General features: G+C 66.9%; 21 protein-coding genes. 17 read left to right on the top strand and 4 right to left on the bottom strand.

Translation table 11 applies throughout. From position 1 onward, the window contains the following. Positions 1 to 7 precede the first annotated feature (7 nt). Entirely contained in the window at positions 8 to 892 is an 885-nt protein-coding gene (locus tag BLU29_RS10970; protein ID WP_157693798.1) for a hypothetical protein, read from the bottom strand. 215 nt (positions 893 to 1,107) lie between these two features. On the opposite strand from BLU29_RS10970, the gene BLU29_RS10965 reads away from it, so the two are divergent. The 3 genes from BLU29_RS10965 to BLU29_RS10955 are packed head-to-tail and all read left to right on the top strand — an operon-like array spanning position 1,108 to position 6,148. After that, positions 1,108 to 2,307 (top strand): beta-ketoacyl-[acyl-carrier-protein] synthase family protein, encoded by a 1,200-nt coding sequence (locus tag BLU29_RS10965; protein ID WP_091057741.1) that lies wholly within the window; start codon positions 1,108 to 1,110, stop codon positions 2,305 to 2,307. After that, on the top strand, positions 2,307 to 4,328 hold the full coding sequence (locus BLU29_RS10960) for an ATP-binding protein (protein WP_091057739.1): 2,022 nt from the start codon (positions 2,307 to 2,309) through the stop codon (positions 4,326 to 4,328). Before BLU29_RS10965 ends, BLU29_RS10960 begins: the two co-directional genes overlap by 1 nt. After that, a complete protein-coding gene (locus BLU29_RS10955; RefSeq protein ID WP_091057737.1) occupies positions 4,307 to 6,148 on the top strand; it encodes a hypothetical protein in 1,842 nt (613 codons plus the stop codon). The genes BLU29_RS10960 and BLU29_RS10955 overlap by 22 nt, the downstream gene beginning before the upstream one ends. Positions 6,149 to 6,253: 105 nt before the next feature. Here the strand turns inward: BLU29_RS10955 and BLU29_RS10950 are convergent, their stop codons facing one another. After that, positions 6,254 to 6,733 (bottom strand): GNAT family N-acetyltransferase, encoded by a 480-nt coding sequence (locus tag BLU29_RS10950; RefSeq protein ID WP_091057734.1) that lies wholly within the window; start codon positions 6,731 to 6,733, stop codon positions 6,254 to 6,256. Positions 6,734 to 6,921: 188 nt separating this feature from the next. On the opposite strand from BLU29_RS10950, the gene rmuC reads away from it, so the two are divergent. From rmuC to BLU29_RS10920, 6 genes are all read left to right on the top strand, one after another. Then, the gene (gene rmuC, locus BLU29_RS10945; RefSeq protein WP_091057732.1) at positions 6,922 to 8,181 is read left to right on the top strand and encodes a DNA recombination protein RmuC; all 1,260 of its coding nucleotides are present in this window, start codon (positions 6,922 to 6,924) and stop codon (positions 8,179 to 8,181) included. 11 nt (positions 8,182 to 8,192) lie between these two features. Next, positions 8,193 to 8,672, top strand: a complete 480-nt coding sequence (locus tag BLU29_RS10940) for an SRPBCC family protein (RefSeq protein ID WP_091057729.1) — start codon at positions 8,193 to 8,195, stop codon at positions 8,670 to 8,672. After that, entirely contained in the window at positions 8,645 to 9,079 is a 435-nt protein-coding gene (locus tag BLU29_RS10935) for a DoxX family membrane protein (RefSeq protein WP_091057728.1), read from the top strand. Before BLU29_RS10940 ends, BLU29_RS10935 begins: the two co-directional genes overlap by 28 nt. A gap of 43 nt (positions 9,080 to 9,122) precedes the next feature. Then, positions 9,123 to 9,482 carry a TIGR03067 domain-containing protein gene (locus BLU29_RS10930; RefSeq protein ID WP_091057725.1) on the top strand — a complete coding sequence of 120 codons (360 nt, stop codon included), beginning with the start codon at positions 9,123 to 9,125 and terminating at the stop codon, positions 9,480 to 9,482. 141 nt (positions 9,483 to 9,623) lie between these two features. After that, the gene (locus BLU29_RS10925; RefSeq protein WP_091057724.1) at positions 9,624 to 10,424 is read left to right on the top strand and encodes an MOSC N-terminal beta barrel domain-containing protein; all 801 of its coding nucleotides are present in this window, start codon (positions 9,624 to 9,626) and stop codon (positions 10,422 to 10,424) included. Between the two features lie 192 nt (positions 10,425 to 10,616). Beyond that, positions 10,617 to 10,886 carry a hypothetical protein gene (locus BLU29_RS10920; protein WP_091057721.1) on the top strand — a complete coding sequence of 90 codons (270 nt, stop codon included), beginning with the start codon at positions 10,617 to 10,619 and terminating at the stop codon, positions 10,884 to 10,886. Positions 10,887 to 11,199: 313 nt separating this feature from the next. On the opposite strand, the gene BLU29_RS10915 is transcribed toward BLU29_RS10920, so the two are convergent. Continuing rightward, a complete protein-coding gene (locus tag BLU29_RS10915; protein ID WP_091057718.1) occupies positions 11,200 to 11,610 on the bottom strand; it encodes a peptide chain release factor-like protein in 411 nt (136 codons plus the stop codon). 229 nt (positions 11,611 to 11,839) lie between these two features. On the opposite strand from BLU29_RS10915, the gene BLU29_RS10910 reads away from it, so the two are divergent. The 5 genes from BLU29_RS10910 to BLU29_RS10890 all read left to right on the top strand — a co-directional run bounded on the left by BLU29_RS10910 (position 11,840) and on the right by BLU29_RS10890 (position 19,754). Further along, complete coding sequence (locus BLU29_RS10910; protein WP_091057715.1) at positions 11,840 to 12,811, top strand: MoxR family ATPase; 972 nt, start codon at positions 11,840 to 11,842, stop codon at positions 12,809 to 12,811. 105 nt (positions 12,812 to 12,916) lie between these two features. Beyond that, a complete protein-coding gene (locus BLU29_RS10905) occupies positions 12,917 to 13,846 on the top strand; it encodes a DUF58 domain-containing protein (protein WP_091057712.1) in 930 nt (309 codons plus the stop codon). A gap of 90 nt (positions 13,847 to 13,936) precedes the next feature. Beyond that, entirely contained in the window at positions 13,937 to 15,268 is a 1,332-nt protein-coding gene (locus tag BLU29_RS10900; RefSeq protein WP_091057710.1) for a VWA domain-containing protein, read from the top strand. Next, positions 15,265 to 17,082 (top strand): VWA domain-containing protein, encoded by a 1,818-nt coding sequence (locus BLU29_RS10895; protein ID WP_091057707.1) that lies wholly within the window; start codon positions 15,265 to 15,267, stop codon positions 17,080 to 17,082. Before BLU29_RS10900 ends, BLU29_RS10895 begins: the two co-directional genes overlap by 4 nt. A gap of 86 nt (positions 17,083 to 17,168) precedes the next feature. Then, positions 17,169 to 19,754, top strand: a complete 2,586-nt coding sequence (locus BLU29_RS10890) for a BatD family protein (protein WP_157693797.1) — start codon at positions 17,169 to 17,171, stop codon at positions 19,752 to 19,754. 90 nt (positions 19,755 to 19,844) lie between these two features. On the opposite strand, the gene BLU29_RS10885 is transcribed toward BLU29_RS10890, so the two are convergent. Beyond that, the gene (locus tag BLU29_RS10885; protein ID WP_091057703.1) at positions 19,845 to 20,426 is read right to left on the bottom strand and encodes a TIGR00730 family Rossman fold protein; all 582 of its coding nucleotides are present in this window, start codon (positions 20,424 to 20,426) and stop codon (positions 19,845 to 19,847) included. Positions 20,427 to 20,522: 96 nt separating this feature from the next. Here BLU29_RS10885 and gluQRS point away from each other — a divergent pair, with 96 nt between their 5' ends. The 3 genes from gluQRS to BLU29_RS10870 are packed head-to-tail and all read left to right on the top strand — an operon-like array spanning position 20,523 to position 24,178. Continuing rightward, the gene (gene gluQRS / locus BLU29_RS10880; RefSeq protein WP_091061099.1) at positions 20,523 to 21,347 is read left to right on the top strand and encodes a tRNA glutamyl-Q(34) synthetase GluQRS; all 825 of its coding nucleotides are present in this window, start codon (positions 20,523 to 20,525) and stop codon (positions 21,345 to 21,347) included. Positions 21,348 to 21,407: 60 nt separating this feature from the next. Continuing rightward, on the top strand, positions 21,408 to 22,748 hold the full coding sequence (locus BLU29_RS10875; RefSeq protein ID WP_091057701.1) for a YjgN family protein: 1,341 nt from the start codon (positions 21,408 to 21,410) through the stop codon (positions 22,746 to 22,748). Further along, positions 22,745 to 24,178 (top strand): TonB family protein, encoded by a 1,434-nt coding sequence (locus BLU29_RS10870; protein ID WP_091057699.1) that lies wholly within the window; start codon positions 22,745 to 22,747, stop codon positions 24,176 to 24,178. The genes BLU29_RS10875 and BLU29_RS10870 overlap by 4 nt, the downstream gene beginning before the upstream one ends. The last annotated feature ends 9 nt before the right edge of the window (positions 24,179 to 24,187 follow it).

Below are 24,187 nucleotides of genomic sequence, written 5' to 3'. Positions count from 1 at the left end.
CTCCGCGTCAGCCGGCCAGTTTCGTGAGCTCGGTCCGCAACCAGGTTTCAACCGCCACGTAATCCGGCACCGGCCACTCCCGCCGGGTCGCGATACTTTGGGTGACCTCGCGAAAAAGAGTCATCTCGGCCAGCAATGCCCGCGCCAACTGGGCTTGTTCCGGCCCGGTCGAGAGGGCCGTCTGTCGCAAGCGTGTGTCATCGAGCCATTGCTCCGCCTTGCGGGCCTCAGGCCGGGGGGTGCGTCCGGCCAGCCGGGCCTCCTCCGCCAGAAGGGCATAGGTATGCTCGCGCAGCTCGACGTGCGACCAACGCAACGCCGCGTGCAGCTCACCGCGTAGGATTTTCTTGGCCACCCAGACGGCATGTCGCCAGAAAGCCGCCGTGTGGTATCTGAAATCCTCGACGATGAACCCCGGGACCGGCCACGGAATCGCCAGCGCGGCATAGCGCCGCTCCCACGCCGGACCGCCGAGCACCACACGGTGGCCGGGGCCGGCCACGAGTCGCAGATTATGCACCCCTCGGAGCAGCGCCTGCGGAAACCACCCTTGAGCGCCTGGGTGCCGCATCGCCCGACAGGCCAGCTTCATCTGCCAGGCCGGCAACAGCACGAAGTCCACCTCCCAACCACCCGCAAAGACCGCGCTCAGCTTCATTACGCCTCGTGGGGTGCGTTCCAAATGCACCGACCAGCACGGGGCAATCTGCCTCGGCCAGTCGTGGTTATGGTAGCGCCCCGGGTCGCGGGTGATCAGCTGATAATCCCAGTCGGACCAAGCATCCACCACCGCACCCGGCTGCACGCGCGAACCGATCTGCACGAGCGCCTCGAGATCGGGCAAGGTGAGAGCCCAGGCCATGAGACGGGCTTCGAATTCCGGGGCAGTCATGCTGCCGTTGTTGTGGGTTCGGCCTCGCCACGGCGCAAATCTCTTTTGCGATACCGAGGCTTGCCGTCACCTGCTTTGTCGGCCAACTAGGGTCGGTGATGGCTGACCGAGGTTGGCTCCAGGCCAGCTATCTCCGCCACACCCACTTCCGCCCGCATTGAACCTCTTCCTGGCGCCCACCCCCTCCTCACCCGCCCGCGTCGCGCGGTCCCCCCATGCGTCGCCGCGTTAAAATCACCGGCATCGGCCCGGTCACACCCGCAGGCATCGGCCGTGAGGATTTCTTCCGCGGCATCAACGAATCCGTCAGCCGCGTGCGCGCCATCACCCGCTTCGACCCGGAGGCCGGACAGTTCATCGGGGCGGAGATCCCGGACTTTGACTTGAAGAAGTATGCGCCTGAGGAAAATCCCCGGCGCCTTTCACGCCACACCCAGTTCAGCCTGGTGGCGGCGATACTGGCGTTGAAGGATGCCGGCCTTACTCCCGCTGATCTGGCGAGGCACAATCCGGTGGTACTGACCGGCACGTCCATCATGGACTTCGACAAGATCGGGCGAGGGATGGAGCTGGTTATGAAAAAGGGGGTGCGCTACACGCCCGGCAGCATCATGTATGAGGCCTCGGTCGCGAATGTGGCCGGGAAGATCGTCGAATGGCTCGGGATCCCCGCCAGGATGCTGACGATGCAGACCTCTTGCTGTTCGGGCCTCGACGCCGTGGGCCAGGCCGCCGACCTCGTCGCCAGTGGCCAGACCGACCTCGCGCTTTGTGGAGGCAGCGAATCTCCGCTCTCCTATTACCCCATGCTCGGGTTCAACGCCTCGGAACTCAGCCCCGCCACCAACGAGACCCCGGAAAAAGCCTGCCGGCCCTTCGACCTGTGGCGTTCCACCGGTGTGCTTGGCGAGGGCGCCTGCATCTTCGTGCTTGAACCCGAACACAGCCCGCGACCCGCCGTGGCTTGGATCACCGGTTACAGCTACGCCAACGACCAGGACGGGCAGGCGGCCATGGGCCTGGTGGAATGCGTCCGGCAGGCCCTCGCCAATGCCCAGCGTCGCTCGGACGAAGTGAACTTCATCAATGCCTGGGGCACCGGCCATCGCGTGATCGATGCCAATGAGTCCCGCGCCATGGCGCACCTGTATGGCAGCCGGCTGGCAGAAATCCCGGTCAGCTCGATCAAGGGGGCCATCGGCACCGCCCTCGGCGCGTCAGGCCCGATCCAGGCAGCCAGCACGGCGCTGAGCCTGCAGCAGGGCCTGATCCCGCCGACCGTGAACTGGGAAAGTCCCGATCCGGCCTGCCCCCTGAATCTGTCCAACCAGCCCCGCCGTCTGCCGGTGCGGGTCGCCGTGGTCAACAGCCACGGCCTCTCGGGCAGCAATGCCGCGCTCGTGGTCGAAAGATAATGTCCTCCCTGATTTTCATCGCTGCACTGCTGACCCTCGCCATCGGGGCGAGCGTTCTCTGGATCAACTCCCGCCGCTTCACCAACCAGGTTTTTGCGCTCGCTTCCCTGACCTCGGCCGCGTGGCTGCTGTTCTTCGTTTTCGCCTTGAGGGCGGGCGAAAGCACCCCGGTGATCAACCCGGTGCCGTGGCTGCGCGCGACCTCGGCCGCTGGTGCCTTCTTCCCTTGGATCATCTGGCTGTTCATGCAGTCAATCCTGACCGCCGAGGGCCAAGCCAAGGCCGCTTTGCGGCGCTCGTGGCCTTGGTTCCTGATCGGCGCCGTGCTGGCCGTGCTCTGCTTCACGGAGCTCTTCATTCCCAGCACATCCACTCCGGAGAACCCGCGGCGCGGCGTGGGCTATCTCATCTACACCATTGTCAGTGTGGGTCTGTATGCCTTTCTGGTGATCCAATCCTACCGCCTGCTTCGCCGGGAGCAGGGAGTGCGCCGCATCGAACTGCAGTTTCTGACCTTCAACAGCGCCCTCAGCTGCCTGCTCGCCATCGCCATCAACGCCGGCGGCACCTATCTCAACCTGCGCTTTCTCTCCCGGCTCAGCCCGATCACGGTCGTCACTTTCTACGCCCTCACGGCTTGGGCGGTAACCGTCCACCGCATCTTCGACGCAAGACAGGTGTTTCTTTCTGTAGTGCAACGCCTGGTCCTCGTCACGATATTGTGTAGCGGCATATTCGGTGGTTGGTGGCTCTTCGGTCTGATCCTTCTCCCACCGGTCGATCTGATCCTGAGCATCGCCGTGTGCAGCTCCCTCGCCTTCCTGCTCGAGCGCAAGACCCGCGAGTGGTTCCGCCTCGGCCCCGAGCACAATATCGCCGCCATCCGCCGCACCATGACCGACCTCGCGCGCAGCGAGCCCAACCCCGACCAACTCGTCACCGCCTTTGAGAACCTGCTGCGGACCTGGGGCCAGGCCAGCTACGCCCGCCTGCTCTTCGACAGCGGCGAGGTCTACGCCGCCGGCGACCTCGAGTTCAGCAAAGAACGCCCGGCCCACGCTTCGCTCTGCCGGACCGGCTGGACCACCCCCGAGAGCCTCCAGCGCCAGCGCGCCGAGCCGGGCCTCGTCGACCTCCGCCACTTCCTCACCGAGTTCGACCTCGGCCTGGCCGTCACCGCCCCGCGGGGCAGCACCACGCCGTCGCTGGTCCTCGTCCTCGGCACCAAGGTCAATCACCGGCCCTTCACCTACCCCGAGGTGCAGCAGGTCCAGGAGATCGCCGAGTTCATGGACAACATCCTCGCGCGCTCCCGCCTCACGATGCAGGCGCGTCAGTCCGAGCAGCTCGCGACCATCGGCCTGCTCGGCGCCAGCCTGGCCCACGAGATCCGCAACCCGCTCGTCTCGATCAAGACCTTCGCCCACCTCCTGCCCACCCGCTTCGACGACCCGGAGTTCCGCCGCCGCTTCAACGTCCTCATCCCCGCCGAGGTGGACCGCATCGACAGCCTCACCCAGCAGCTCCTCGACCTCTCCAACCCCCGCCGGCACCAGATGGAGCGCATCGCCCTCCACGCCGTCGCCCGCGAGACCGTCGAGCTCATGCTCACCCGCGCCGCCGAGGCCCGCGTCTCCCTGACCAGCACCTACAACGCCGCGACGGACACCATCTGGGCCGACGCGAGCGCCATCCGCCAGGTCCTCATCAATCTTCTGATCAACGCCTTTCAGGCCCTCGAAAGCCAGGAAACCGACCGCCGCGTGGACCTCCGCACCCGGAATTCCCCCAATGGCAGCGTCATCCTCGAGATCAGCGACAACGGCCCCGGCATCCCGCTGGACCAGCGCGCCAGGCTCTTCCACCCATTTGTCTCCACGAAAACCAAGGGCATGGGCCTGGGCCTGGCGGTGTGCGCGGATATCTTGCACGAACACAAGGCCACCATCATTGTGCCTGACAACGAACGCCCCGGCGCTACTTTCCGCATCACGTTTCCATGCCCGCCTCCCTTATCCTGACCACCCCGGATCCCGGTCTCGAAGCCGCATGGAAGAACCAGCTCCACCCGCGCGAACCCGCTGTCTTCGCCCGGCCCGCCGACCTGCAGCGTGATCTTCTCCGCCCCGGCTCGCGCGTCTGGATCACCGACATCAACGACCCGCGCACCCGCCTCGCCTGCGGCACGGGCACCCTCGTCATCCTCGTCGGCCAGCCGCACAGCCTGCCCTACGAGCAGGCCCGCCAGAACCGCGCCGCCCGCCTCTTCCTCAGCTACGACGAAAGCCGCTCCCGCCTCGCCGAGTCCGTGAGCCTCCTCGAGGAGATCGCCGACAAGAATTCCCAGCTGCAGACCACCCTCGAGCGCTCCCGGGCCAGCGCCGCGCCCTTCGCCATGCGTGAACCCGCGCCCGCCCCGGCCGGCGGCGAACCGGTCGAGTCGTGGGACTTCCTCGAGAGCGCCCTCACCCACCTCGGCGACCGCACGCGCCTGCTCGACGAGTTCCGCCGCGCCGGCCGCTACATCCTGAAGTCCGGCAAGGTCCTGTTTTTCTTCCGCAAGTTTGACGCCTTCGTGTCCGACGACGAGGCGCACCGGCTCGACGCCGGCCACCCGCTCTCGCTCTGGCTGGAGGAGCATCCCGCCGCCCTCGATGTCGCCCAATGGGCCGGCCCCGAGGATCCGGCCATTGATGCCCCCATCCGCCAGCAGCTGCACAGCTGGGGCGCCAAGCTCCTGATCCCGCTGCACGCCTCCGGCCAGCTCCTGGGCTGGATGGCCCTCGGACCGCGCGCCGACGGCGCCTCCTACCGCGAGTCCGACAAGTTCCGCGCCGTCCTCCACGGCCGCCTGCTCGAGCGCTGCCTCGAGCGCTCCGTCCAGCTCGAGGAACTCGCGCGCGCCGAGACCGCCACCGCCCTCCGCGCCAAATACCTCTCCGGCTCCCGCGTCCTCTCCCGCGCCGAGATCGCCTCGATGGACCTGCCGGTCGAGGTCCGCGCCGTCGCCAGCGAAGCCCTGCACGCCCAGAAGGCCATCACCCAGCCGGCGCGCCCGCCGCACCGTTTCCGCGTCACCGCCGGTCCCGCCCCCGAGATCGACGGCGTCTGGGTCCAGTGGGAAGAATCCGCGCCCGAGATCGAGCGCATCCGCGCCGAGCACGAGCAGCACCGCCGCGCGCTCTTCAAGAACCTCGGCCTCACCCTCAGCCACGAGCTGTCCAACCCGCTCGTCTCCCTCGTCACCTTCGCCCAGCTCCTCGCCCGCAGCCAGAGCCGTCCGCCCATGCCGACGGGATCGACTCCCCCGGCCGACGGCGCCGCCGCGATCGCCTCCGAGGTCTCCCTCGCCACCGAGGTGCAGAAGCTCCAGCGCCTGGCCGAGCACGCCACCGTCCTCGGCGAGATCGCCTCGCCGGTCGCCCAGTCGGTCGACCTCAACGCCCTGCTCACCGAGCTTGCCGTGGCGCGCGGCATCACCACCCGCTTTTCCGAGGAACAGCTCGTCTTCTCGGTCGACCCCGTGCTGGTGCGCTTCGCCTTCAACGCCATCTTCGAGGCCCTTGGCGCCAACCGGCCCGACGAGGGCACCAAGGACCTGCTGCTCACCCTGCGCACCGCCGGCACCGACGGCCTCCGCACCGCCATCGTCACCATCGAGGGCAAGCGCCTCGAACTCGATGGCATCCTGCCCCTGCCGGCCCCCGGCTCGACGCCCAACGAGGGCCGCCTCTCCGTCTTCCTCGCCCGGGAAATCCTCCGCCTCCACGGCGGCACCCTCCAGGCCGGCCCCGGCATCAAGGGCACCGACATCCAGATCTCGTTCGGGTCGCTCAGGTAGGGCGGGGTCGCTGACCCCGCCGAAGGTGGTCGCCGATTTCCATATCGGCGACAGGCGTCGGTGTGGAAACCGACGCCCACCCAAGGCCGGCCCCTCCGCAGGGCCTCATAACCTGAAGACCAACTCCTCGAGCTTCACCCCGCCGGGCAGCTCAAAGGCGTGCTCGCCGGCCAGCGTGAAGCCGGTCTTTTGGAGGACGCGAATCGAGGCGGCGTTGTGCTTCACGACGCAGGCCGTGAGCGGGCGGGTGGTTTCGTAGTGGAGAAATTGCGCCAGCCCCGCGCTCGCGATGCCGCGCCCCCAGAACTCGCGCCCGATCCAGTAGCCGACGAAGCGGTCGACGCCGTCGGTCCACGCGCACATATTCCCGGCGACGCTCCCGTTGAAGAGAACGGTGCGGAGGGCACAGGCGGGGTTGGCCATGATTTTCGCCCAGTGGGCCATGAACGCCTCGTGGTCGCGTGAGGGAAACGCGGCCATGCGCGCACCTTCGGGGTCGCGCTGATGCTCGAAAAAAACGGGCAGGTCGCTGACGCGGACCTCGCGGAGGGAAACCCCGGGCGGGGCGGCGGCGGACGTGTTCACGGTTCGGGGAGGAAGGCGCCGGCTTGATGCACGCGCCGACCCCGTCAATCGGCCAGACTCAGGCAGCAGGGTAAACCACAAATCATAACCCACCCGACCCAGCCGGTCAGTCTCCTGACACCACGTTGTCAGTATCTTCCCGGGTGTTGGCTCGACTCACCGCTCCCGGCGGGCTTCACTGCTCCCTGATGGAAATTGTCTACATCCTCACCGGCCTGGCGGTCGGCGCCGCGTTGGGCTGGTTCATTGCCCAGGCCCGCGCCGCTGCCTCGGTCGAGCGCGCCCGCCTCGCCACCGAGCAGGTGGCCAAGCTCGACGCCGAGTTGCTTTCCCTCCGCGCCCGCGCCACCGAACTCGAAACCGAGCGCGGCGCCCTCAAGGAGGCCCAGGCCAAGCTCCTCGAGTCCTTCAAAGCCCTTTCCGCCGACGCCCTCAGCAAGAACACCAACGAATTCCTCAAGCTCGCGGGCGAGACCTTCGGCAAGCTCCACCAGCAGTCCGCCGACGAACTGGGCAAGCGCCAGCAGGCCATTGATTCGATGGTCAAGCCGCTCAAGGAGTCCCTCGAAAAGGTCGACGCCAAGATCGGCGAGATAGAGAAGGCCCGCGCCGGCGCCTACGGCCAGTTGTCCGAGCAATTGAAATCCCTCGGCACCGCCCAGGTCTCCCTCCAGGCCGAGGCCGCCAAGCTCACCACCGCCCTCCGCTCGACCACCACCGCCGGCACCTGGGGCGAACTCCAGCTCCGCCGCGTCGTCGAGATGTCCGGCATGTCGAGCTACTGCGACTTCACCGAGCAGCAGTCCGCCGGCGGCTTCCGCCCCGACCTCATCGTCCGCCTCCCCGGCGGCCAGCAGATCGTCATTGACGCCAAGGCGCCGAACGACGCCTACCGCGAGGCCGTCAACGCCTCCGACGACACTGTCCGCTCCGCCAAGCTCGCCGAGCACGCCGCCAAGGTCCGCAGCCACATCGACGCCCTCGGCGCCAAGGATTACTGGGCGCAGTTCCAGCCCTCGCCGGAGTTCGTCGTGCTCTTCCTGCCCGGCGACCAGTTCCTCGCCGGCGCGCTGCAGGCCGACCCGTCGCTCATCGACCGCGCCATCGGCAAGAAGGTCCTGCTCGCCACGCCGGCCACGCTCATCGCCCTGCTCAAGGCCACGGCCTACGGCTGGCGCCAGGAGGATGTGTCGCGCAACGCCCAGGTCATCGCCGACCTCGGCCGCCAGCTCTACGACCGCATCGCGGGCTTCGCCGACAACCTCGACAAGGTCGGCCGCGGTCTTGAGACGGCCAGCAAGGCCTACAACTCCGCCGTCGGCTCCTTCGAGCAGACGTTGCTGCCCGGCGCCCGCAAGTTCTCCGAGCTCGGCGCGAAAGGCGTGAAGGACCTCCCCGCCCCCGGCCCCGTCGAGACCACCCCGCGCGACGTGCTGAAGCGGGCGTGAAATTAGCCTGAATGGCCGTCATCCACCTCGAAACTGCCATCGATGCTCCCAGAGAACGGGTGTTCGATCTGGCGCGCAGCATCGATGTGCACCAGGACAGTATGGAAGGCACGGATGAGCGCGCTGTCGCCGGCGTTACCTCAGGACTGATCGGTCTCGGGCAGGAAGTGACTTGGGAAGCACGGCATCTGGGCGTCACCCAAAGATTGCGTGTAAAGATAACGCAGTTTGATCGGCCGCGTCATTTTCAAGACGTCATGCTTCGAGGCACATTTGGCCGTATGAAACATGATCACATATTTGAGGATCGTCAGGGAAAGACTATGATGATCGATCGTTTCGATTTCCGGTCGCCGCTGGGCTGGCTGGGAAGCATTTTTGACCGACTCTTCCTCACGGCCTATATGCATCGCTTGCTTGTTAAGCGGAATGCCGTCCTCAAGCAGGCATCCGAGTCAGACTCATGGAAGAAATACCTCCAAGCCCAATAGCTCACCTCGAACATCCGCTGTGCACTTTGCGCTCCTCTTTCAGATCCCTCGGACCGTGGCTGGTCGGGGTATTTTTCGTTCTGACCGGGGCCAATCACTTCATGAACTCCGCGCCTTATCTGGCAATGATGCCGCCGTGGCTGCCGGCGCCGGGCCTGCTGGTGATCGTGAGTGGCATCGCGGAAGTGGCCGGTGGCATTGGTGTGCTGATCCCGTCGTTGCGGCGCGCGGCGGCCTGGAGCTTGATCGTCCTGCTGCTGGCGGTCTTCCCGGCCAACCTTCACGTCGCCCTGCAGGGCTGGCCGGGGGTGGATCTCCCGGCCTGGTCGTTATGGCTGCGCCTGCCCTTGCAACCGCTGATGATCTGGGCCGTCCACCGTTCCTGCCTCACCCGGCCCAAGCCCTGACTTTTTTCTTCAGGTTTCAGCTCTCAGCTCTCAGTTTTCCGGCATGAACATGCCCTCCCTCGAAGGCCGCTGGCAGCCCGTCTACGCCGAGATGAATGGCGAGGAGGCGCCGAGGATGATGCTCGACAAGATGGAGATCGAGCTGGCCGGCGGGGAATATGCCGTGCGCTTCGGCGGCGTCACGGCCGACCAGGGCACTTACACGATCGAGGCCGACGGTCACCTCACGCTTGCGGGCATGATCGGCCCGAACGCCGGCCGCACGATCCCGGGCATCTTCAGGTTCGCCGGCGACATCCTCTCCATCTGCTACGGCTTGGGCGGGGTGCGCCCGAAGCAATTCGACACCCGGGGGGGCGAGCAGCTCTACCTCGCCAATTACCAGCGGATTGCCAAGGGCTGAAAAAACGAAGGACTGAAAAGCTGAATCCATAGGGGAACACGCTGCACGTCGAACCGAAGGGCACTGTGCCGTTACCCGCATCGAACTGCTGGCCTCGTTTTCAGCCTTTCAGTTTTTCAGCCCTTCCGCCTTTCTGCCCCCATGCATGTGTCGGCCCTCCATCTCTACCCGGTCAAGTCCTGCCGCGGTTTGTCGGTGCCCTCCGCCGAGCTGGACGACCACGGTTTCGTCGGCGACCGCCGCTTCATGATCGTGGCCGAGGCCGACGGCCTCTTCCTCACGCAGCGCACCCACCCCCGCATGGCGCTGATCGAGTCCTCACTGACTTCCACCGCTCTCCTCCTCTCCTCGCCCGGCCGCGGCTCGGTCACCGTCCCGCTCAACGCCTCCGCCGGCCAGCGCCGCGTCACGGTGTGGAAAAGCACGGTCAACGCCGACGACTGCGGCGACGAGCCCGCGGAATGGCTCAGCGATTTCCTCTGCCTGCCGCTGCGGCTTGTGCGGATGGGCGGCACCTACCAGCGGCCGAACCTGAAGCGCGCGGCGCAGGCGGGCGACGTCGTCACCTTTGCCGACAGCTGCCCGTTCATGGTCCTGGGCGAGGCGTCGCTCAGCGACCTGAACTCGCGCCTCCCCGTGCCGCTGTCGATGAACCGCTTCCGCCCCAACCTCGTCATCGCCGACGCCGCGCCCTACGGGGAGGACACCTGGACCCGGGTCCGCATCGGCGACGCGGTCTTCCGCAGCGCCGGCCCGTGCGCCCGCTGCCCGATCACGACCACCGACCAGGAGACGGCGGTGCGCAGCAAGGAGCCGCTCAAGACCCTCGCCACCTACCGGCGCGATCCGGCCGACCCGACCAACGTCAATTTCGGCACCAACCTCATCCACGAGACCAAGCGCGGCACGGTGCGCGTCGGGGATGCGGTGGGGGTCATTTGACCACGGATTGCACAGATGGCCACGGATGGAAACGAACAAATCATTTTACAGGAGGGCACAGAGGAAACAGAGATTCCGATCTCCTGCCTTTTCTCTGCGGGCTCCTGTGAAACCCTGCCTTTGATTTTATCCGTATTCATCCGTGCAATCCGTGGCTAAAAAATGTTTTCGTAGAATCGGGCGGCTCCACCCATGAAGCTCCCCGACCACGAAACCCTGCAGGCCGTCGGCGTCACGCTCGCGATGGCCGGCGTCATCCTCCGCGGTTTCGCCGGCAGCGCCCGGCGCGACCTCGCCCGCCGCAAAGAACACCGGATCGACGAACGGAGATCCACCGACGCCATCCTCACCGGCGAGCTGGCCAAACCGCCGGGCTGGTTCGAGCGGAATCTCGGCCTGGTCGCCAACGTGATCCTCGTGACGGGCGTGGTGATCACCGTCGTGGGCTTCAGTCGGAGTTGATGAACCACCAGGGTGTGTCTTCAAACCACCGAAAAGGACCACTAATGAGATTTCACCAATGATGAAATCCACGGAAACCGCTCCGGCTGATCGCCTGCGCGGTGGGTTTCGGGGGCCCGCTAATCGCGGGCAGAGAGGGCGGCGATCAGCCGCCCCCTGAGCCTGGCGGCGGAGGCGATTAGCCGGAGCAGTGAAAGTAGATTCCGCCGTTGGCGGAATCCTTTTAGTGGTCCCCCTTCCGAGCTTTGAAAACACTCCCGAGTGGTTAAACCCTGCCGTGGGTCGCATCGGGGCATAAAGCCCCTCCTGCAGCTCACTCGTCGCCGCTGACGCGGCCGCGCGACGACTTGTGCTTCGCGCGGTGCTTCTTGGCCTCGATCATCCGCACCTTCTGGCCGCGGGATTTCTGCCGGGTCTGCCGGCGGCTGAGTTCCCGCGCCGCCTGCTTCTGGTTGGCCGCCTCGGCCCGGCGCCACTCCAGCTTGCCGGCCAGCTCGGACCAGGCCAGCAGCCGGTTGACCGACTGGCTGCGCTCGCGCTGGCAGCGCACCTCCACCCCGGTCGGCCGGTGCCGCAGCACGACGGTGGACGAGGTTTTGTTGATCTTCTGCCCGCCGGCGCCGGCCCCGCGGATAAACTGCTCCTCGACCTCCTCCGGCTTCACGCCCAAGGAGACAAATCGCGCCCGCAGCGACGCTTCCACGATGTCCGGAAAATCGGCCATGCTCTGGTTTAGCCACAAAGAGGCACAAAAAGACACGAAAAAGCCGCTCGCCGCTGGAGACGCGGCGACCACGCCGCGTTCTTCCGGGGCGGGGTCGCCCCGGCTCCATTTTAGTGCCTTTTGGCGCCTTTTCGTGGCCATCTTCTGAAACTCTGTCTCCCTTCGGCAGTCTCATTGCGCTCCCTACTCATCACTTGTCACTCGCCACACATCACTTTTCACTCACCCCATGATCAACGGTCCCACTTGGTCCCAAAAACTCCGCACGGAAATCAGCCAGGCCGTTATCGGCCAGGACGCCGTCATTGAACGCATGCTGGTGGCCCTGCTGGCCAACGGCCACGTCCTCCTCGAGGGCATGCCCGGCCTCGCCAAGACGCTCCTCATCAAGTCCCTCGGCACCGCCATGGGCGTCCAGTTCGAGCGCATCCAGTTCACGCCCGACCTGCTGCCGAGCGACGTCGTCGGCACCATGATCTTCTCGCCCAAGGATGGCGGGTTCACGACCCACAAGGGCCCGATCTTCGCCAACCTCGTCCTCGCCGACGAAATCAACCGCGCCCCCGCCAAGGTCCAGTCCGCGCTCCTCGAAGCCATGCAGGAGCGCCAGGTCACCATCGGCGGCAACTCGCACCAGCTGCCCAAGCCGTTCTTCGTGATGGCAACCCAAAATCCGGTCGAGCAGGAGGGCACCTACCCGCTGCCCGAGGCGCAGACCGATCGTTTCCTCTTCAAGCTCCTCGTCGATTACCCGTCCGCCACCGAGGAGTCCCTGATGATGGAGAAGTGGGGCCAGGTCACCAAGCAGCCCTCGCTCAAGGCCGTCTCCAGTGGCGCCGAGCTCCTCGAGCTCCGCACGCAGGTCGACGCCATCCATGTCTCGCCTGCCGTGCAGGCCTACATCCTCGCGCTCGTGCGCAGCTCGCGCGACCTCGCCGCCCAGGCCGAGGGCGGCGCCGCGAAACGCCTGCTCAACTTCGGCGCCTCGCCCCGCGCCTCGCTCGCGCTCTTCCAGGCCGGCCGCGCTCTCGCCTGGCTCCGCGGCAGCGACTACCTCTCTCCCGCCCTCGTCCAGGAAATCTTCCACGACGCCCTGCGCCACCGCGTCGGCCTCACCTACGAGGCCGAGGCCGAGGGCCTCACCTCCGACAAGATCCTCGACCAGGTCCTGATCCGCACGCCGGTGCCGGCGACCGTGTGATCAATCGTTCTCGTTCTCGTAATCCTAATCGTTCTCTCCTGCTTCAGCCGAGACGAACGCCCCGGACAAAGAGAACGAGAAAGATTACGATTAAGAGAACGACCCATGTCCGCTCCCGTCCAAACCCCCGCTTCCCTCGTCACCTCGCAACTGGCGCTCCTGCGCCAGTTGGAGTGGCGCGTGCGCCACGCCGTGGAGAACGTGCTCAGCGGCGAATACCGCTCCGCCTTCCGCGGCCGCGGCATGGAGTTCGACCAGGTCGTCAAATACACCTTCGGCGACGACATCCGCGACATCGACTGGAACGTCACCGCCCGCCTGGGCGAACCCTACCGCAAGAAGTTCATCGAGGAACGCGAGGTCTCGCTGCTGCTCCTGTTCGAGGACAGCGTCAGTCTGCAGTTCGGTTCCGGCGCGCAGTCCAAGCGCGAAGCGCTGCTCGAGCTCGCCGGCCTCGTCATGATGCTCGGCGCCGTCAACCGCGACCGCGTCGGCTTCCTCCACGCCTCGCCCGCCGGCTATAAGCTGCAGGAGCCCGTCCGCGGCCGCGGCCAGATCCTGCACGCCGCCGCCACCCTGCTCGGCCAGACGCCGCCGCCGCTGTCCTCTGATCTCAGTCCTCAATCCTCCGGTTCCTTCGTCCCCTGGCGCCTGCTGGCCAAGGCCGCGCCGCGCCACAGCATCCTGATCTGGCTCGGCGATTTCCCGCCGCGCGTCGAGCCCGAGGGCTGGAGCGTCCTCTCGCGCCGTTACCAGACCATGGGCTTCCGCGTCGACGACCCGTGGGAGCGCGACCTGCCCTCCGACCGCATCCTCACCACCTACGACCCGGTCGCCGGCCGGTTGGTGAACCTCAACGGTGCCTCCTCCGCCCAGCGCGCCGCCCACGCCGAGTGGGTGCAGTCGCGGGATGGCGCCTTCAGCCGCATCTTTCCCGACAGCCTGAGCCGGCTCACCGTCCGCACCGACGAGGAGCGCCTCGAGGCGCTCATCCACTTCTTCCACGCCCGTATGCACGCGGGCCGCCGGGGGTGAAAGTAACAAGTATCAAGTAACAAAAAACATGCTTTCCGCCGTTTTCAGCTCTTGGCCCTTGCCTCTTGCCACTTGTCACTTCGTCGCCCCATGAAGGACTATACCTTTCATGATCCGCTCTGGCTGCTCGCGCTGCTCCTCCTGCCGCTGCTCGTGTGGGTGCGCGGCCGGCGCGGCGCCCCGGTGCTGGTCGTGCCCTTCGCCGCGGCGTGGCACCGGCCGTCGCTCATCCCCACCTCCCGCTGGCCGGCCGCGCTCGCCCTGACCGGGCTTGTCCTGCTCATCCTCGCCCTGGCCCGCCCGCAGATCGTCGAGGACAAGCGCGAGGTGAAGCAGCAGGGCTACGACCTGATGCTCGCCATCGACCTCTCCGGCTCGATGCTCTCCGAGGACTACGAGCGCGGCGGCGAGCGCATCAACCGCCTGCAGGCCATCAAGCCCATCATCCAGGCCTTCATCAGCCAGCGACCCAGCGACCGCATCGGCCTGGTCGTCTTTTCCGGCCGCGCCTACACGCTGGCCCCGCTCACCTTCGACCACGACTGGCTCGCCCGGCAGATCGAACGCCTGAAGATCGGCATGATCGAGGACGGCACCGCCATCGGCGACGGCCTCGGCATCTCGCTGACGCGGCTGGAGCAGGCCAAGCGCGAGGAAGGCGGCAAGCGCAAGGGCGCCTTCATCGTCCTTATGACCGACGGCGCCAACAACCGCGGCGTGCTGACGCCCGAGCAGGCGACCGAGATTGCCAAGGCCCGCGGCGTGCCGGTCTACACCATCGGCGCCGGCCGCGACGGCCTCGTGCCGTTCCCGGTCCGCGATGAAACCACCGGAAAGCTGCTCGGCTATCGCCGCGTGGTCTCTGACCTCGACGAGGGCGCCCTCCAGCAGATTTCCGCGGCCACCGGCGGCAAGTTCTTCCGCGCCTTCGACGTCGACACGGCCGAGAAGGCCTTCGCCGCCATCGATCAGGCGCAGAAGATCGAGTTCACCGCCAAGTCCTATCTACTCACGACCGAGCTGTTCACGTGGGTTGCCACGCCCGGCGCCAGCCTGCTTTTCCTCGGGGCCCTGTTCGCCCTGCCACCCAGCCTGCCGCTGCGCAATCAGTCCGGCGCCCGAACCGCCGGTGCAGCGGGCGCTTCGGTGACCACCCCAGCCCCGCAGCCAAGTGCTGCCATGCTGGCGGCTGCCATCGTCCTCGTCGGACTCAATCTGATCCTGGGCTATCTCAAGGGCGTGAGGACTTCGGAAAACCCGGGCTTTGCGCTGGGCGTTGCAATGTCGCAGCTTGTCATGCCGGCCCTTGTCGCGCTGCTTTTTTCCATCGGCCGCAGTTTCCGCAACCTCCGGTCCCTCACCCGGATTGTCTTTTGGACCTCCTTCGTGCTTCTGCTCGTCAACCTCGGGGGATCGAAATGAGCTTCCAATCCCCGCATCTCCTCTGGCTCCTCGTGCCGCTCGTGCTGCTCTTCTCGTGGGAGCTGATGCGCCACTCCGCGCGCACGGTGGCGAACTGGCCGAAGATCGCCCGCGCCTGGGCCGGGGCCTTCGACGTCTCGTTGGGGGCCAAGCATACCACCGCCGAGAACCGGCCGCGGATCTGGCTCTGGTTCGGCCTGGCGCTTTGCCTCATCGCCCTCGCCCGCCCGCAATGGGGCGTGATCGAGGAGCAGGTGTTCGACCAGTCGCGCGAGGTGATCATCGCCATGGACCTGTCGCGCTCCATGCTGGCGCAGGACGTCAAGCCCTCGCGCCTCGACCGCAGCAAGCTGCTCATCACCTCCCTGCTCGACGGTCTGAAGGGCGAGCGCGTCGGCCTCGTGCTGTTCTCCGGCACCGCCTTCCTGCAGAGCCCGCTCAGCTCCGATTACGAGGTGCTGCGGGAGTTCCTGCCCGTCCTGAACACAGATTACCTTCCCGAGGGCGGCACGAACTACAAGGCGCTGCTCGAGACCTCCATGCAGGCCTTCGGCACCTCCACCGCCGACCGTTACCTGATCATCCTCAGCGACGGCGAAAGCACGGAGGATGAATGGCAGGGCCTGACCGGTTCGCTCAAGACCAAAGGCATCCGCGTCATCGGCCTCGGCGTCGGCACGGCCCAGGGGTCGTTCATCCCCGAGCCCGGCGGCGGCCTGGTGAAGGACGAGCGCGGCGCAGTTGTCATGTCGCGCCTCAACAGCTCGACCCTGCAGGAGCTCGCGCAGGTGACGGGCGGCGCCTACGCCGATGCCAGCTCGTGGGTGGACCTGCCGGCGTTGCTCCGGAAAACCGTCGAGGCCGGTCGCAAAGGCGAGTTTGCGGAGAAGAACACCGCGCGCCGCATCGAGCGCTTCCAGTGGTTCCTCGCCCCCGGCCTGCTCCTCCTGCTCATCAGCTTCTGGGCCGAGTTCCCCGTCCGCCCGCGCGAGCGGGCGCTGCCCCTGGGCAAGGCCAGAGGACCGAAGACCGAGGACGGAGGACGGAAGGCCGTCGCCGTTGTTGCGGCCTTGGTCCTGTTCTCCGTCCTCTGTCATCCGTCCTCTGCGTGCGGCGCCGAGAGCGAAGCTCCCAGCGACCCGCTGGCCAAACCGCTCTCGACCACCGTGGCCCGGCTCGCCGCCAAGGACACCGTCACCGCCAAGGAATATTCCGAGCTGGCGCAGACCACGGTCACCTACGGCCAGCGCGTGAAATCATCCCAGCAGCAACCGCCCGAGCCGGTCATCCGCGACGCCCTGGCGGCGGTCGACACCGGCGAGAAACTTGACGCCAAGGCCGCCGACTGGCCGCGCGTGCGCTCGGAGCTGGAGGAGCTGCTAAAAAAGGAGGAGCCGCCGAAACAGGATAAGAAAGATCAGGACAAGAAGGACCAACAGCAACAGGACAAGCAGCAGCAGAAAGACCAGCAAAAGCAGGACCAGAACAAGGATCAGCAGGATCAAAAGAAGCAGGACCAGCAAAGCCAGGACCAGAAGGACCAGCAGCCGCAGCAGCAGAACAAGGACGCCTTCGGCGACATGAAGGACAAGCCGGACCAGAAGAAGGCCGAACCGAAGCCGTCCACCCCGCCCGCCGGCACGCAGAAGGTCGGCGGGCAGCAGGAAAAACAGCCCGCCGAGCCCATCGACGCCGAGCTCGCCATGCCGCTCCAGAAGCTCGAGCAGGTACGCAACCAGGATTCGCCCGCCAAACTCCAGCAAATCATGCAAGGCCCGCAACAGAAGCCCAAGACCACGGGCAAGAATTGGTGATGATCATGCTTTCCCGCCTCATGCCCTTCCTTACCCACACCACCCTTCGGACACCCCTCTCCAGAGGGGATTTCCGAACCACGGCCATGCAGATCCCCTCTATCAAGAGGGGTGGCGCGCAGCGCCGGGGTGTGTTGAGCGCGTTGGGCCTCGGCCTATTCCTGTTCGCCCTGCTGTTGCCCACCCTCATGCGCGCCCAGACCGTACGCTGGGAGCCACCCGGCGGCCAGCTGGGTTTCAACCAGGTCAGCGACCTCGCCCTGGTGTTTGAAAATTGCGAGCCCGACGGCGACCCGGCCCTGCCCAAGATCGACGGCCTCCAGATCGGCCGGCCTTCGCAGAGCAGCGAGATGAACATGGTCAACATGACCGTGACCCGCCGCTTCTCCCTCGTTTTCCCCGTGCGGCCGGGCAAGCGCAGCACCATCAGCATCCCGGCCTTCGAGGTTAAAACCGACAAGGGCCCGATCACGGTCAAGTCCGCCACGTTCACCGTGGGCGACGCCACCGTGGGCAACTCCGGCCTCGCCGTGAACGACGTCGCCGTCGCGAAGGTCACCGCCAACAAGGATTCCTTCTGGGCCGGCGAGGTCTTCCCCGTCACTTACAACCTCAACATCGTGCGGCGCTACTACCACTCGATCGCCACCAATGTCGACTGGCCGTCCACCCCGCTCGTGACGGAGGACTGGAGCAAGCCCGAGCTCAACGAGGCCCTCGTCCGCGGCGAGCGCTATGTCGTCCTGCAGCAGTCCACCCGCGCCTACGCCAAGCAGCCGGGCAATTACACCTTCAAGCCGGCCAGCCAGATGGTGAACCTGATGGTCGGCACCGCGGGTTTCGGGCTTTTCTCCCAGCCCACCGTCGAGCAGCGCGCCATCGAGTCGGAATCCCTGACCCTGACCATCAAGCCGCTGCCGACGCCGCCCGCCGCCTTCGCCGGCGCCGTCGGCGAGTTCAGCTTCACCTCCAAGGTCGTGCCCCTCACCGCCGCCGTCGGCGAACCCGTCACCTGGACCCTGGAGCTGGCCGGCACGGGCAACTGGCCGGACGTCACCGGCCTGCCCGAGCGCGAGGTGTCGAATGACTTCCAGGTCGTGCAGCCGAAGTCCAAGCGCGCGATGAAGGACGGCACGCTGTTCGAGGGCACGCTGACCGAGGACGTGGTGCTCGTGCCGACCAAGCCCGGCACCTACCGGCTCGCGCCGGTGCGCTTCACCTACTTCGACACCAAGTCCGGCACCTACAAGACCATCGCCAGCGAGCCCGTCATGGTGACCATCACCGCCGGCTCCACTCCGGTGCAGGCGCCGGCCGGTTCCGGCGCGCCCGTGCAGTTCTCCATCAACACCCCGTCCAGCACGCCCGCGCCGCCGGTCCTCCCGCCGGCCGTGGCGCCGGTCGCACCCGAAAACCTGCCGCGCGATCCCATCGCCTCAGGCAGCACCGGTTTCGTGCCCTTGGTGACATTCAATCTTGTCTGGGCCTGTCTTCTGTCCTCCGTCCTCTGTCCTCTGCTCCTCTGGCTGGCGCTCGCCGCCCTGCGCTCTCGCGAGCGCGACCCGCAGCGCCGGCGGCGCGAAGCCCGCGCCCGCCTCGCCACGGCGGTGTCGGCCCTGCGTTCCTCCGACTCTCAACCCGCGGCGATCATCTCCCGGCTCAAAGTCTGGCAGATGGAGACGACCAAGCTCTGGGAAGTTCCGCACGCCGCGCCCGGCACCCCGCTGGTTCACGCCTGCGTCGGCCGTCACGCCCCGGATGCCGCCTCCGCCTGGGCGAAGCTCTGGTCCGAGGCCGATCGCGCCCTGCACAGCCGGGAGAACACCCTGCCCAAGGACTGGCAGGTGCGCGCCGACGCTGCGCTCGCGGGCGTCAAGGTGCCCGGCTGGCCGCCATCCTCGCTCTTTGCCGGCCGCAACCTGCTGCCCTTCCTTTTCACGCTCGCCGTGCTGCTCGCACCGGTTGCGGCGCACGCCGATGTCGCTGGTGAGGCCTACAAGCGCGGCGACTTTGCCGTCGCCGAAACCAACTGGCGCCAGGCTCTCGCCACGGCGCCGAGCGACTGGACGGTCCGTCACAACCTGGGCCTCGCCCTCGGCCAGCAGGATCGCTGGGCCGAGGCGACCGGTTACTGGACCGGGGCGTTCCTGCTCAACGCCCGTTCCGACGCGACCCGTTGGGATCTTGCGCTCGGGCTGCAGCGTTCGGGCATGGCTCCGCCCGAGCTCGTCGAGCTTTCCCGCGGCGATGGCCGTCATGAGCTCGCGCGCTGGGCGAGCCCGGGCGAATGGCAGCTTGCCCTCGTGGGCGCCGCCCTGCTCATCGCGGTCGCGCTCGTCGTGCTGCTCCTGAAGGGCTACGGCCGCATCGGCGGCTGGGCCCGGCCGACCGCGCTCGTCACCATTCTCCTCGCCATCCTGCTTGCCGCCGCGGCCACACTCAGCCTGCACACCTACGGGCCGCTCGCGCAGCCCGACGCGGTGATCGTGTGGAAGGCCTCCACGCTGCGCAGCATCCCGACCGAGGCCGACACGACCCAGAAGATGTCCCCGCTTTCCGCCGGCTCCATTGCCGTGGCCGAGAAGACCTTCCTCGGCTGGACAAAGCTCAGTTTCGCCGGCGGCCAGGCCGGCTGGGTGCGCAGCGAGGACCTGATCCGGCTGTATCGGTAGGGCGACCCTTTTTCTAAATGTAGGGCCGGTGCTTGTCGCCAGGCCATAGGGAAACGGTCCGCCGGCAAGCGGCGACCCTGCATTCGGGAATCACCGCGTCTGGAACCACTTCGACTCCGCCTGCACGCCGCGGGCGGCCTCGATCTGCGTGAAGATGTCGGACACTGACGCCGCCACCCGGAACAGGTCCATGTTCGACGGCTTGAAGAATTTCTCCGCGAGCATTTTTTCGAAGAGTTTGATCAGGTCGTCATAGAACCCGTCCTGGTTGAAGAACACGCAGGGCTTCTTCACGACGTCGAGCTGCCGCAGCGTGAGGATCTCCATGATCTCCTCGAGCGTGCCGAAGCCGCCCGGCAGCGCCACGAAGGCGTCGGCCCGCGCCTCCATCAGCAGCTTGCGCTCGCGCATCGTCACGACGGTCACCAGCTCGTCGGCCTCGTCGTAGGCCAGCTCGCGCGCCTTCATGAACTCGGGGATTACGCCGACCACGCGGCCGCCGCGGGACTTGACCGCCCGCGCCACTGCACCCATCAGGCCGGTCTTGCCGCCGCCGTAGACCAACCCGAAGCCGCGGGCGACAAGTTCGCGTCCCAATTCCTCCGCGGCCGCCGCATACTTGGGGTCGAGCCGGTCGCTGGAGGAACAATAGACGCAGAGGAGCTTTTGCATGACCGAATTTGAAACCACTAATCCCCACTAATCAGCACTAATTTAAGGACCGGTATTGTCTGTCCGGGATTAGTGACCCATTAGTGTGGATTAGTGGTGAAACCCTCCTACATCGGCCGCCTGGCACCGTCGCCCACCGGCCTGCTCCACCTGGGGCACGCCCGGACCTTCTGGGCGGCCCAGGAGCGCGCCCGCGCCGCCGGCGGCGAACTCCTCCTGCGCAACGACGACCTCGATACCGCCCGCTGCCGCCCGGAGTTCGTCACGGCGATGGTGGAGGACATGCGTTGGTTCGGCCTGACGTGGGCCGGGCCAATGCTCACGCAAAGCACCCGCCTCCTGCTCTACCGCGCGGCCCTTGCCCGGCTGCACGTCGCCGGGTGCATCTATCCCTGTGCCCGGTCGCGGCGCGACGTCCTCGCCGCCGCGGGCGCGCCGCACGAGGGCGACGAGGCGGACGAACCGGTCTACCCGCCGCAGTTCCGTCCGCCGGCGGACGCCTCGCTCCCGTCGCTGACCGACCCCGTCGCGATCAACTGGCGTTTCCGGGTGCCTGACGGCGAGACCCTCACATTCACGGACGGACATTTCGGCGCGCAACACGCCGTGGCCGGTCGGGAGTTCGGCGACTTCCTCGTGTGGCGGAAGGACGACGTCCCGAGTTACCAGCTCGCGTGCGTGGTGGACGACGACGCCATGGGCATCACCGAGGTCGTGCGCGGGGCGGATCTGATGAAATCCACTTTCCGCCAGCTGCTGCTTTACCGGGCGCTCGGGCTCACGGCGCCGGGGTTTTATCACTGCCCGCTCGTCACCGACGAAAAGGGCGTGCGCCTGGCCAAGCGCCACGACGCACTGGCCCTGCGCACCCTGCGCGAACAAGGCCGGATCCCGGGGCAGTTGCGGGTGGATTGGAAATAGCATTGCCCTGATTCCGCCTTGCCGGAAAGTCGGTCCTGCACGGGCCCCTTTCCAACCTGCATGTCTGAACAGCCTGCCTCGGCACCGCTGCCACCCCCGGAATTGCCCGGCGCCGGATCGGCGCCGTCTGTATCCGCCGCCGGCCACCCGTCCGGTCATGAAGCGGGGCGTCCGCGCCCCGGCCCCATCGGCACGCCCGCGGATTTCCTGCGCACCATCCAGCAGAGCCTGCAACCCGGCCCTCCGGCGCCACCGGCCTCCTTGCCCCTGCCCAGGATCGATGACACTCCGGCCGACCTGCAGCGGACCCTCGAAGAGTCGCTGCGGACCCAATCCGCGCCGGCGGCCGAATCCCCCACTCCGCCGCTGCTCGGGACGGAGAAAAAGCGCGAGCTGCACGCCTTCGTCTTTCACGGCGAGGAAAGGGAGTATTTCCGCATCTGGATCGTCAACACGCTGCTCACGCTGCTGACCGGCGGGTTGTTTGCGCCCTGGGCGAAGGTGCGCAAGCGCCGCTACCTGCGTGGCAACACGGAGCTGATGGGGCACCGCTTCGATTACCGGGCCGATCCGCGCCGCATTCTGACCGGCACCCTGGTGGTCGCCGTGCTGTTCCTCGGCTACATGGTCATCGGCGAGGTTTACCCCGTCGTGCGCTTCGGCACCCTGGGGCTCGGGGTGCTGCTGCTGCCTTGGATCGTGGTGCGCTCGCTGGCGTTCAACGCCCACAACACGGCCTACCGGGGCCTGCGGTTCCAGTTCCGCCAGACGTATGGCATGGCCGCGCTGACCTACCTGGGCCAGGCGCTCGTGGTGGGAATCACCCTGGGCATCTATTACCCCGCCTGGATCCGGAACCAGCGGGAGTTCAGCATCGGCAGCCACCGGCTGGGGGATGCCTTTTTCCGCTTCACGGCCAAGAGCGGCCCGTTCTATGCCGCCTACCTCGTCGCAGGCGCGATGGTCTTCGGGGCCGCGATGATCGGCGGCGGTATGACCGGCGTCCTGCTGGCGGTCAACAAGCACAAGGTCGCCACCCTCGTGGAGCTGGTGCCCTTCTTCATCGTCTACGGCTTCGTGCTGTATCTGGCCAAGCAGTATCTTTTCGCCCGCCTGTTCAACCACGTGTGGAACCACACCCGCCTGGACGAGCACCGGTTCAGCGCAAACCTCGGCACCGGCGCATGGCTCAAGCTGCAGCTGCACAACCTCGGCCTGCTGCTCGTCTCCGGCGGGCTCCTGTATCCCTGGACGGTCGTGCGTTCGACGCGCTACGCCCTCAGCTGCCTGCACTTCGAGCCCGTCGGCCCGTTGGATCGCATCGAGCGCCTGGGCAAGGACGAAGGCAGCGCCTTCGGCGAGACCGCCGGCGAATTCATCGGGATGGACTTCGGACTATGAACAGCGTCTTCACCGGTCTCTACGCCAACGGCGAAACCCTCCGGATCGAACCGGTGGAGCTCCGGGTCGAGGCCGGCCGGCTTTACCTGGCGGGCCCCGGCCGGAGCCTGGATTTTTCGCTGGCCGATATCCGGTCCAGCGACCGCCTGGGCCGGGTGCCGCGCTTTCTCTATTTGCCCAACCGGGGCACGGTCGAGACCGGCGATCACCGGGCGGTCGATGCGCTCGTCGCCCTGCAGGACCGCGGACATCTCAGCCGGCTGATCCACTGGCTGGAGGCGCGGGCCCGGGTGGCGGCCACCGCCACCGTTCTGCTGACGCTCATCGCCCTGGCGGCCGTTTATTTCGGCCTGCCGGCGCTCGCCGAGCGCGCGGCCTATGCCGTGCCCGCGACCGTCGAGCTGCAGGCCGGGCGGGCCGCCCTCGCCACTTTCAACCGGTATCTAGCGCCCTCGCAGCTGGGCGTCGCCGAGCGCCGGCGGGTGCAGGCCTTGCTCGACCGGCTGGGCCGCCAGCAGCACGTGAACCGGCCGCTCGTGATCGAGTTCCGGTCCATGGGCGGCAAGTTCCCCAACGCCTTCGCGCTGCCCGGCGGGATCATCGTCGTCTCGGACGAACTGGTCAAACTGGCTGAAAACGACCAGGAGCTCACCGCGGTGCTCGCGCACGAACTCGGCCATGTCGAGCACCGGCATGGGTTGCAGAGCGTGCTGCGCAACTCCGCCGCGCTGCTGGTGGTCAGCACCGTCACCGGCGACCTCTCCACGGTCACCTCCTTCGCGGGCTCTATCCCGCTCACCCTGCTGCAACGGGGCTACTCGCGCGAGTTCGAGGCCGAGGCGGACGACTATGCGATCCACGCGCTGCGCGCCGCGGGCATCGACCCTGCCTTCTTCGCCTCCATCCTCGGGAAGCTGCAGGCCGCGCGGCCCGAGGGCGCCCAGGATTTTTCCTACCTTAGCACCCATCCCTCGACCGCCGACCGCCTCCGGCGGATCAATCCCGACGGCCACCTGCCGGTGGTGCCAGTCGCCAAAGCCACGACGCCGGCCGCAAAATCCCCCCGACACGAAGTCGCGGCTTTCCAACTGCCCGCCGGGACCGGCGTGGCTAAGGGCCTCACCGAAGCCGGTGTCTCTCCCCGCCTGTTGAGTCGGGTCACGCCCCTCTATCCGTTCGAAATGTCGGCGGCCAATGTGGAAGGCAAGGTCACGGTCGAGTTTGTGATCGATCAGGACGGCAATGTCCGTGACGCGCAGGTGCTGCGATCCACCCGCCAGGAGTTCGAGGCCCCCGCGATCGCGGCCATCCTCCAATGGAAGTTCGTGCCCGGTGAATTGCACGGCCGCAAAGTAGCCACGCACGCCACCCAGATCATCGAGTTCAACCTCGAGGATCTGCCGACCACCCCCGCACCCCAACCCAAGTGAGGGGCGCGT

The organism is Opitutus sp. GAS368, from assembly GCF_900104925.1.
Lineage (GTDB): Bacteria > Verrucomicrobiota > Verrucomicrobiia > Opitutales > Opitutaceae > Lacunisphaera.
This window is presented reverse-complemented; position numbering and strand designations above follow the sequence as displayed.

Coding starts and splice junctions, on each gene's coding strand:
- BLU29_RS10920 (WP_091057721.1), top strand. CDS start 10,617: ATGAAGCTCCCCGACCACGAAACCCTGCAGGCCGTCGGCGTCACGCTC.
- BLU29_RS10900 (WP_091057710.1), top strand. CDS start 13,937: ATGAAGGACTATACCTTTCATGATCCGCTCTGGCTGCTCGCGCTGCTC.
- BLU29_RS10895 (WP_091057707.1), top strand. CDS start 15,265: ATGAGCTTCCAATCCCCGCATCTCCTCTGGCTCCTCGTGCCGCTCGTG.
- BLU29_RS10885 (WP_091057703.1), bottom strand. CDS start 20,426: ATGCAAAAGCTCCTCTGCGTCTATTGTTCCTCCAGCGACCGGCTCGAC.
- BLU29_RS10930 (WP_091057725.1), top strand. CDS start 9,123: ATGAACATGCCCTCCCTCGAAGGCCGCTGGCAGCCCGTCTACGCCGAG.
- BLU29_RS10890 (WP_157693797.1), top strand. CDS start 17,169: ATGCAGATCCCCTCTATCAAGAGGGGTGGCGCGCAGCGCCGGGGTGTG.
- BLU29_RS10970 (WP_157693798.1), bottom strand. CDS start 892: ATGACTGCCCCGGAATTCGAAGCCCGTCTCATGGCCTGGGCTCTCACC.
- BLU29_RS10935 (WP_091057728.1), top strand. CDS start 8,645: ATGGAAGAAATACCTCCAAGCCCAATAGCTCACCTCGAACATCCGCTG.
- BLU29_RS10965 (WP_091057741.1), top strand. CDS start 1,108: ATGCGTCGCCGCGTTAAAATCACCGGCATCGGCCCGGTCACACCCGCA.
- BLU29_RS10960 (WP_091057739.1), top strand. CDS start 2,307: ATGTCCTCCCTGATTTTCATCGCTGCACTGCTGACCCTCGCCATCGGG.
- BLU29_RS10875 (WP_091057701.1), top strand. CDS start 21,408: ATGTCTGAACAGCCTGCCTCGGCACCGCTGCCACCCCCGGAATTGCCC.
- BLU29_RS10905 (WP_091057712.1), top strand. CDS start 12,917: ATGTCCGCTCCCGTCCAAACCCCCGCTTCCCTCGTCACCTCGCAACTG.
- BLU29_RS10870 (WP_091057699.1), top strand. CDS start 22,745: ATGAACAGCGTCTTCACCGGTCTCTACGCCAACGGCGAAACCCTCCGG.
- BLU29_RS10915 (WP_091057718.1), bottom strand. CDS start 11,610: ATGGCCGATTTTCCGGACATCGTGGAAGCGTCGCTGCGGGCGCGATTT.
- BLU29_RS10940 (WP_091057729.1), top strand. CDS start 8,193: ATGGCCGTCATCCACCTCGAAACTGCCATCGATGCTCCCAGAGAACGG.
- BLU29_RS10910 (WP_091057715.1), top strand. CDS start 11,840: ATGATCAACGGTCCCACTTGGTCCCAAAAACTCCGCACGGAAATCAGC.
- rmuC (WP_091057732.1), top strand. CDS start 6,922: ATGGAAATTGTCTACATCCTCACCGGCCTGGCGGTCGGCGCCGCGTTG.
- BLU29_RS10955 (WP_091057737.1), top strand. CDS start 4,307: ATGCCCGCCTCCCTTATCCTGACCACCCCGGATCCCGGTCTCGAAGCC.
- BLU29_RS10925 (WP_091057724.1), top strand. CDS start 9,624: ATGCATGTGTCGGCCCTCCATCTCTACCCGGTCAAGTCCTGCCGCGGT.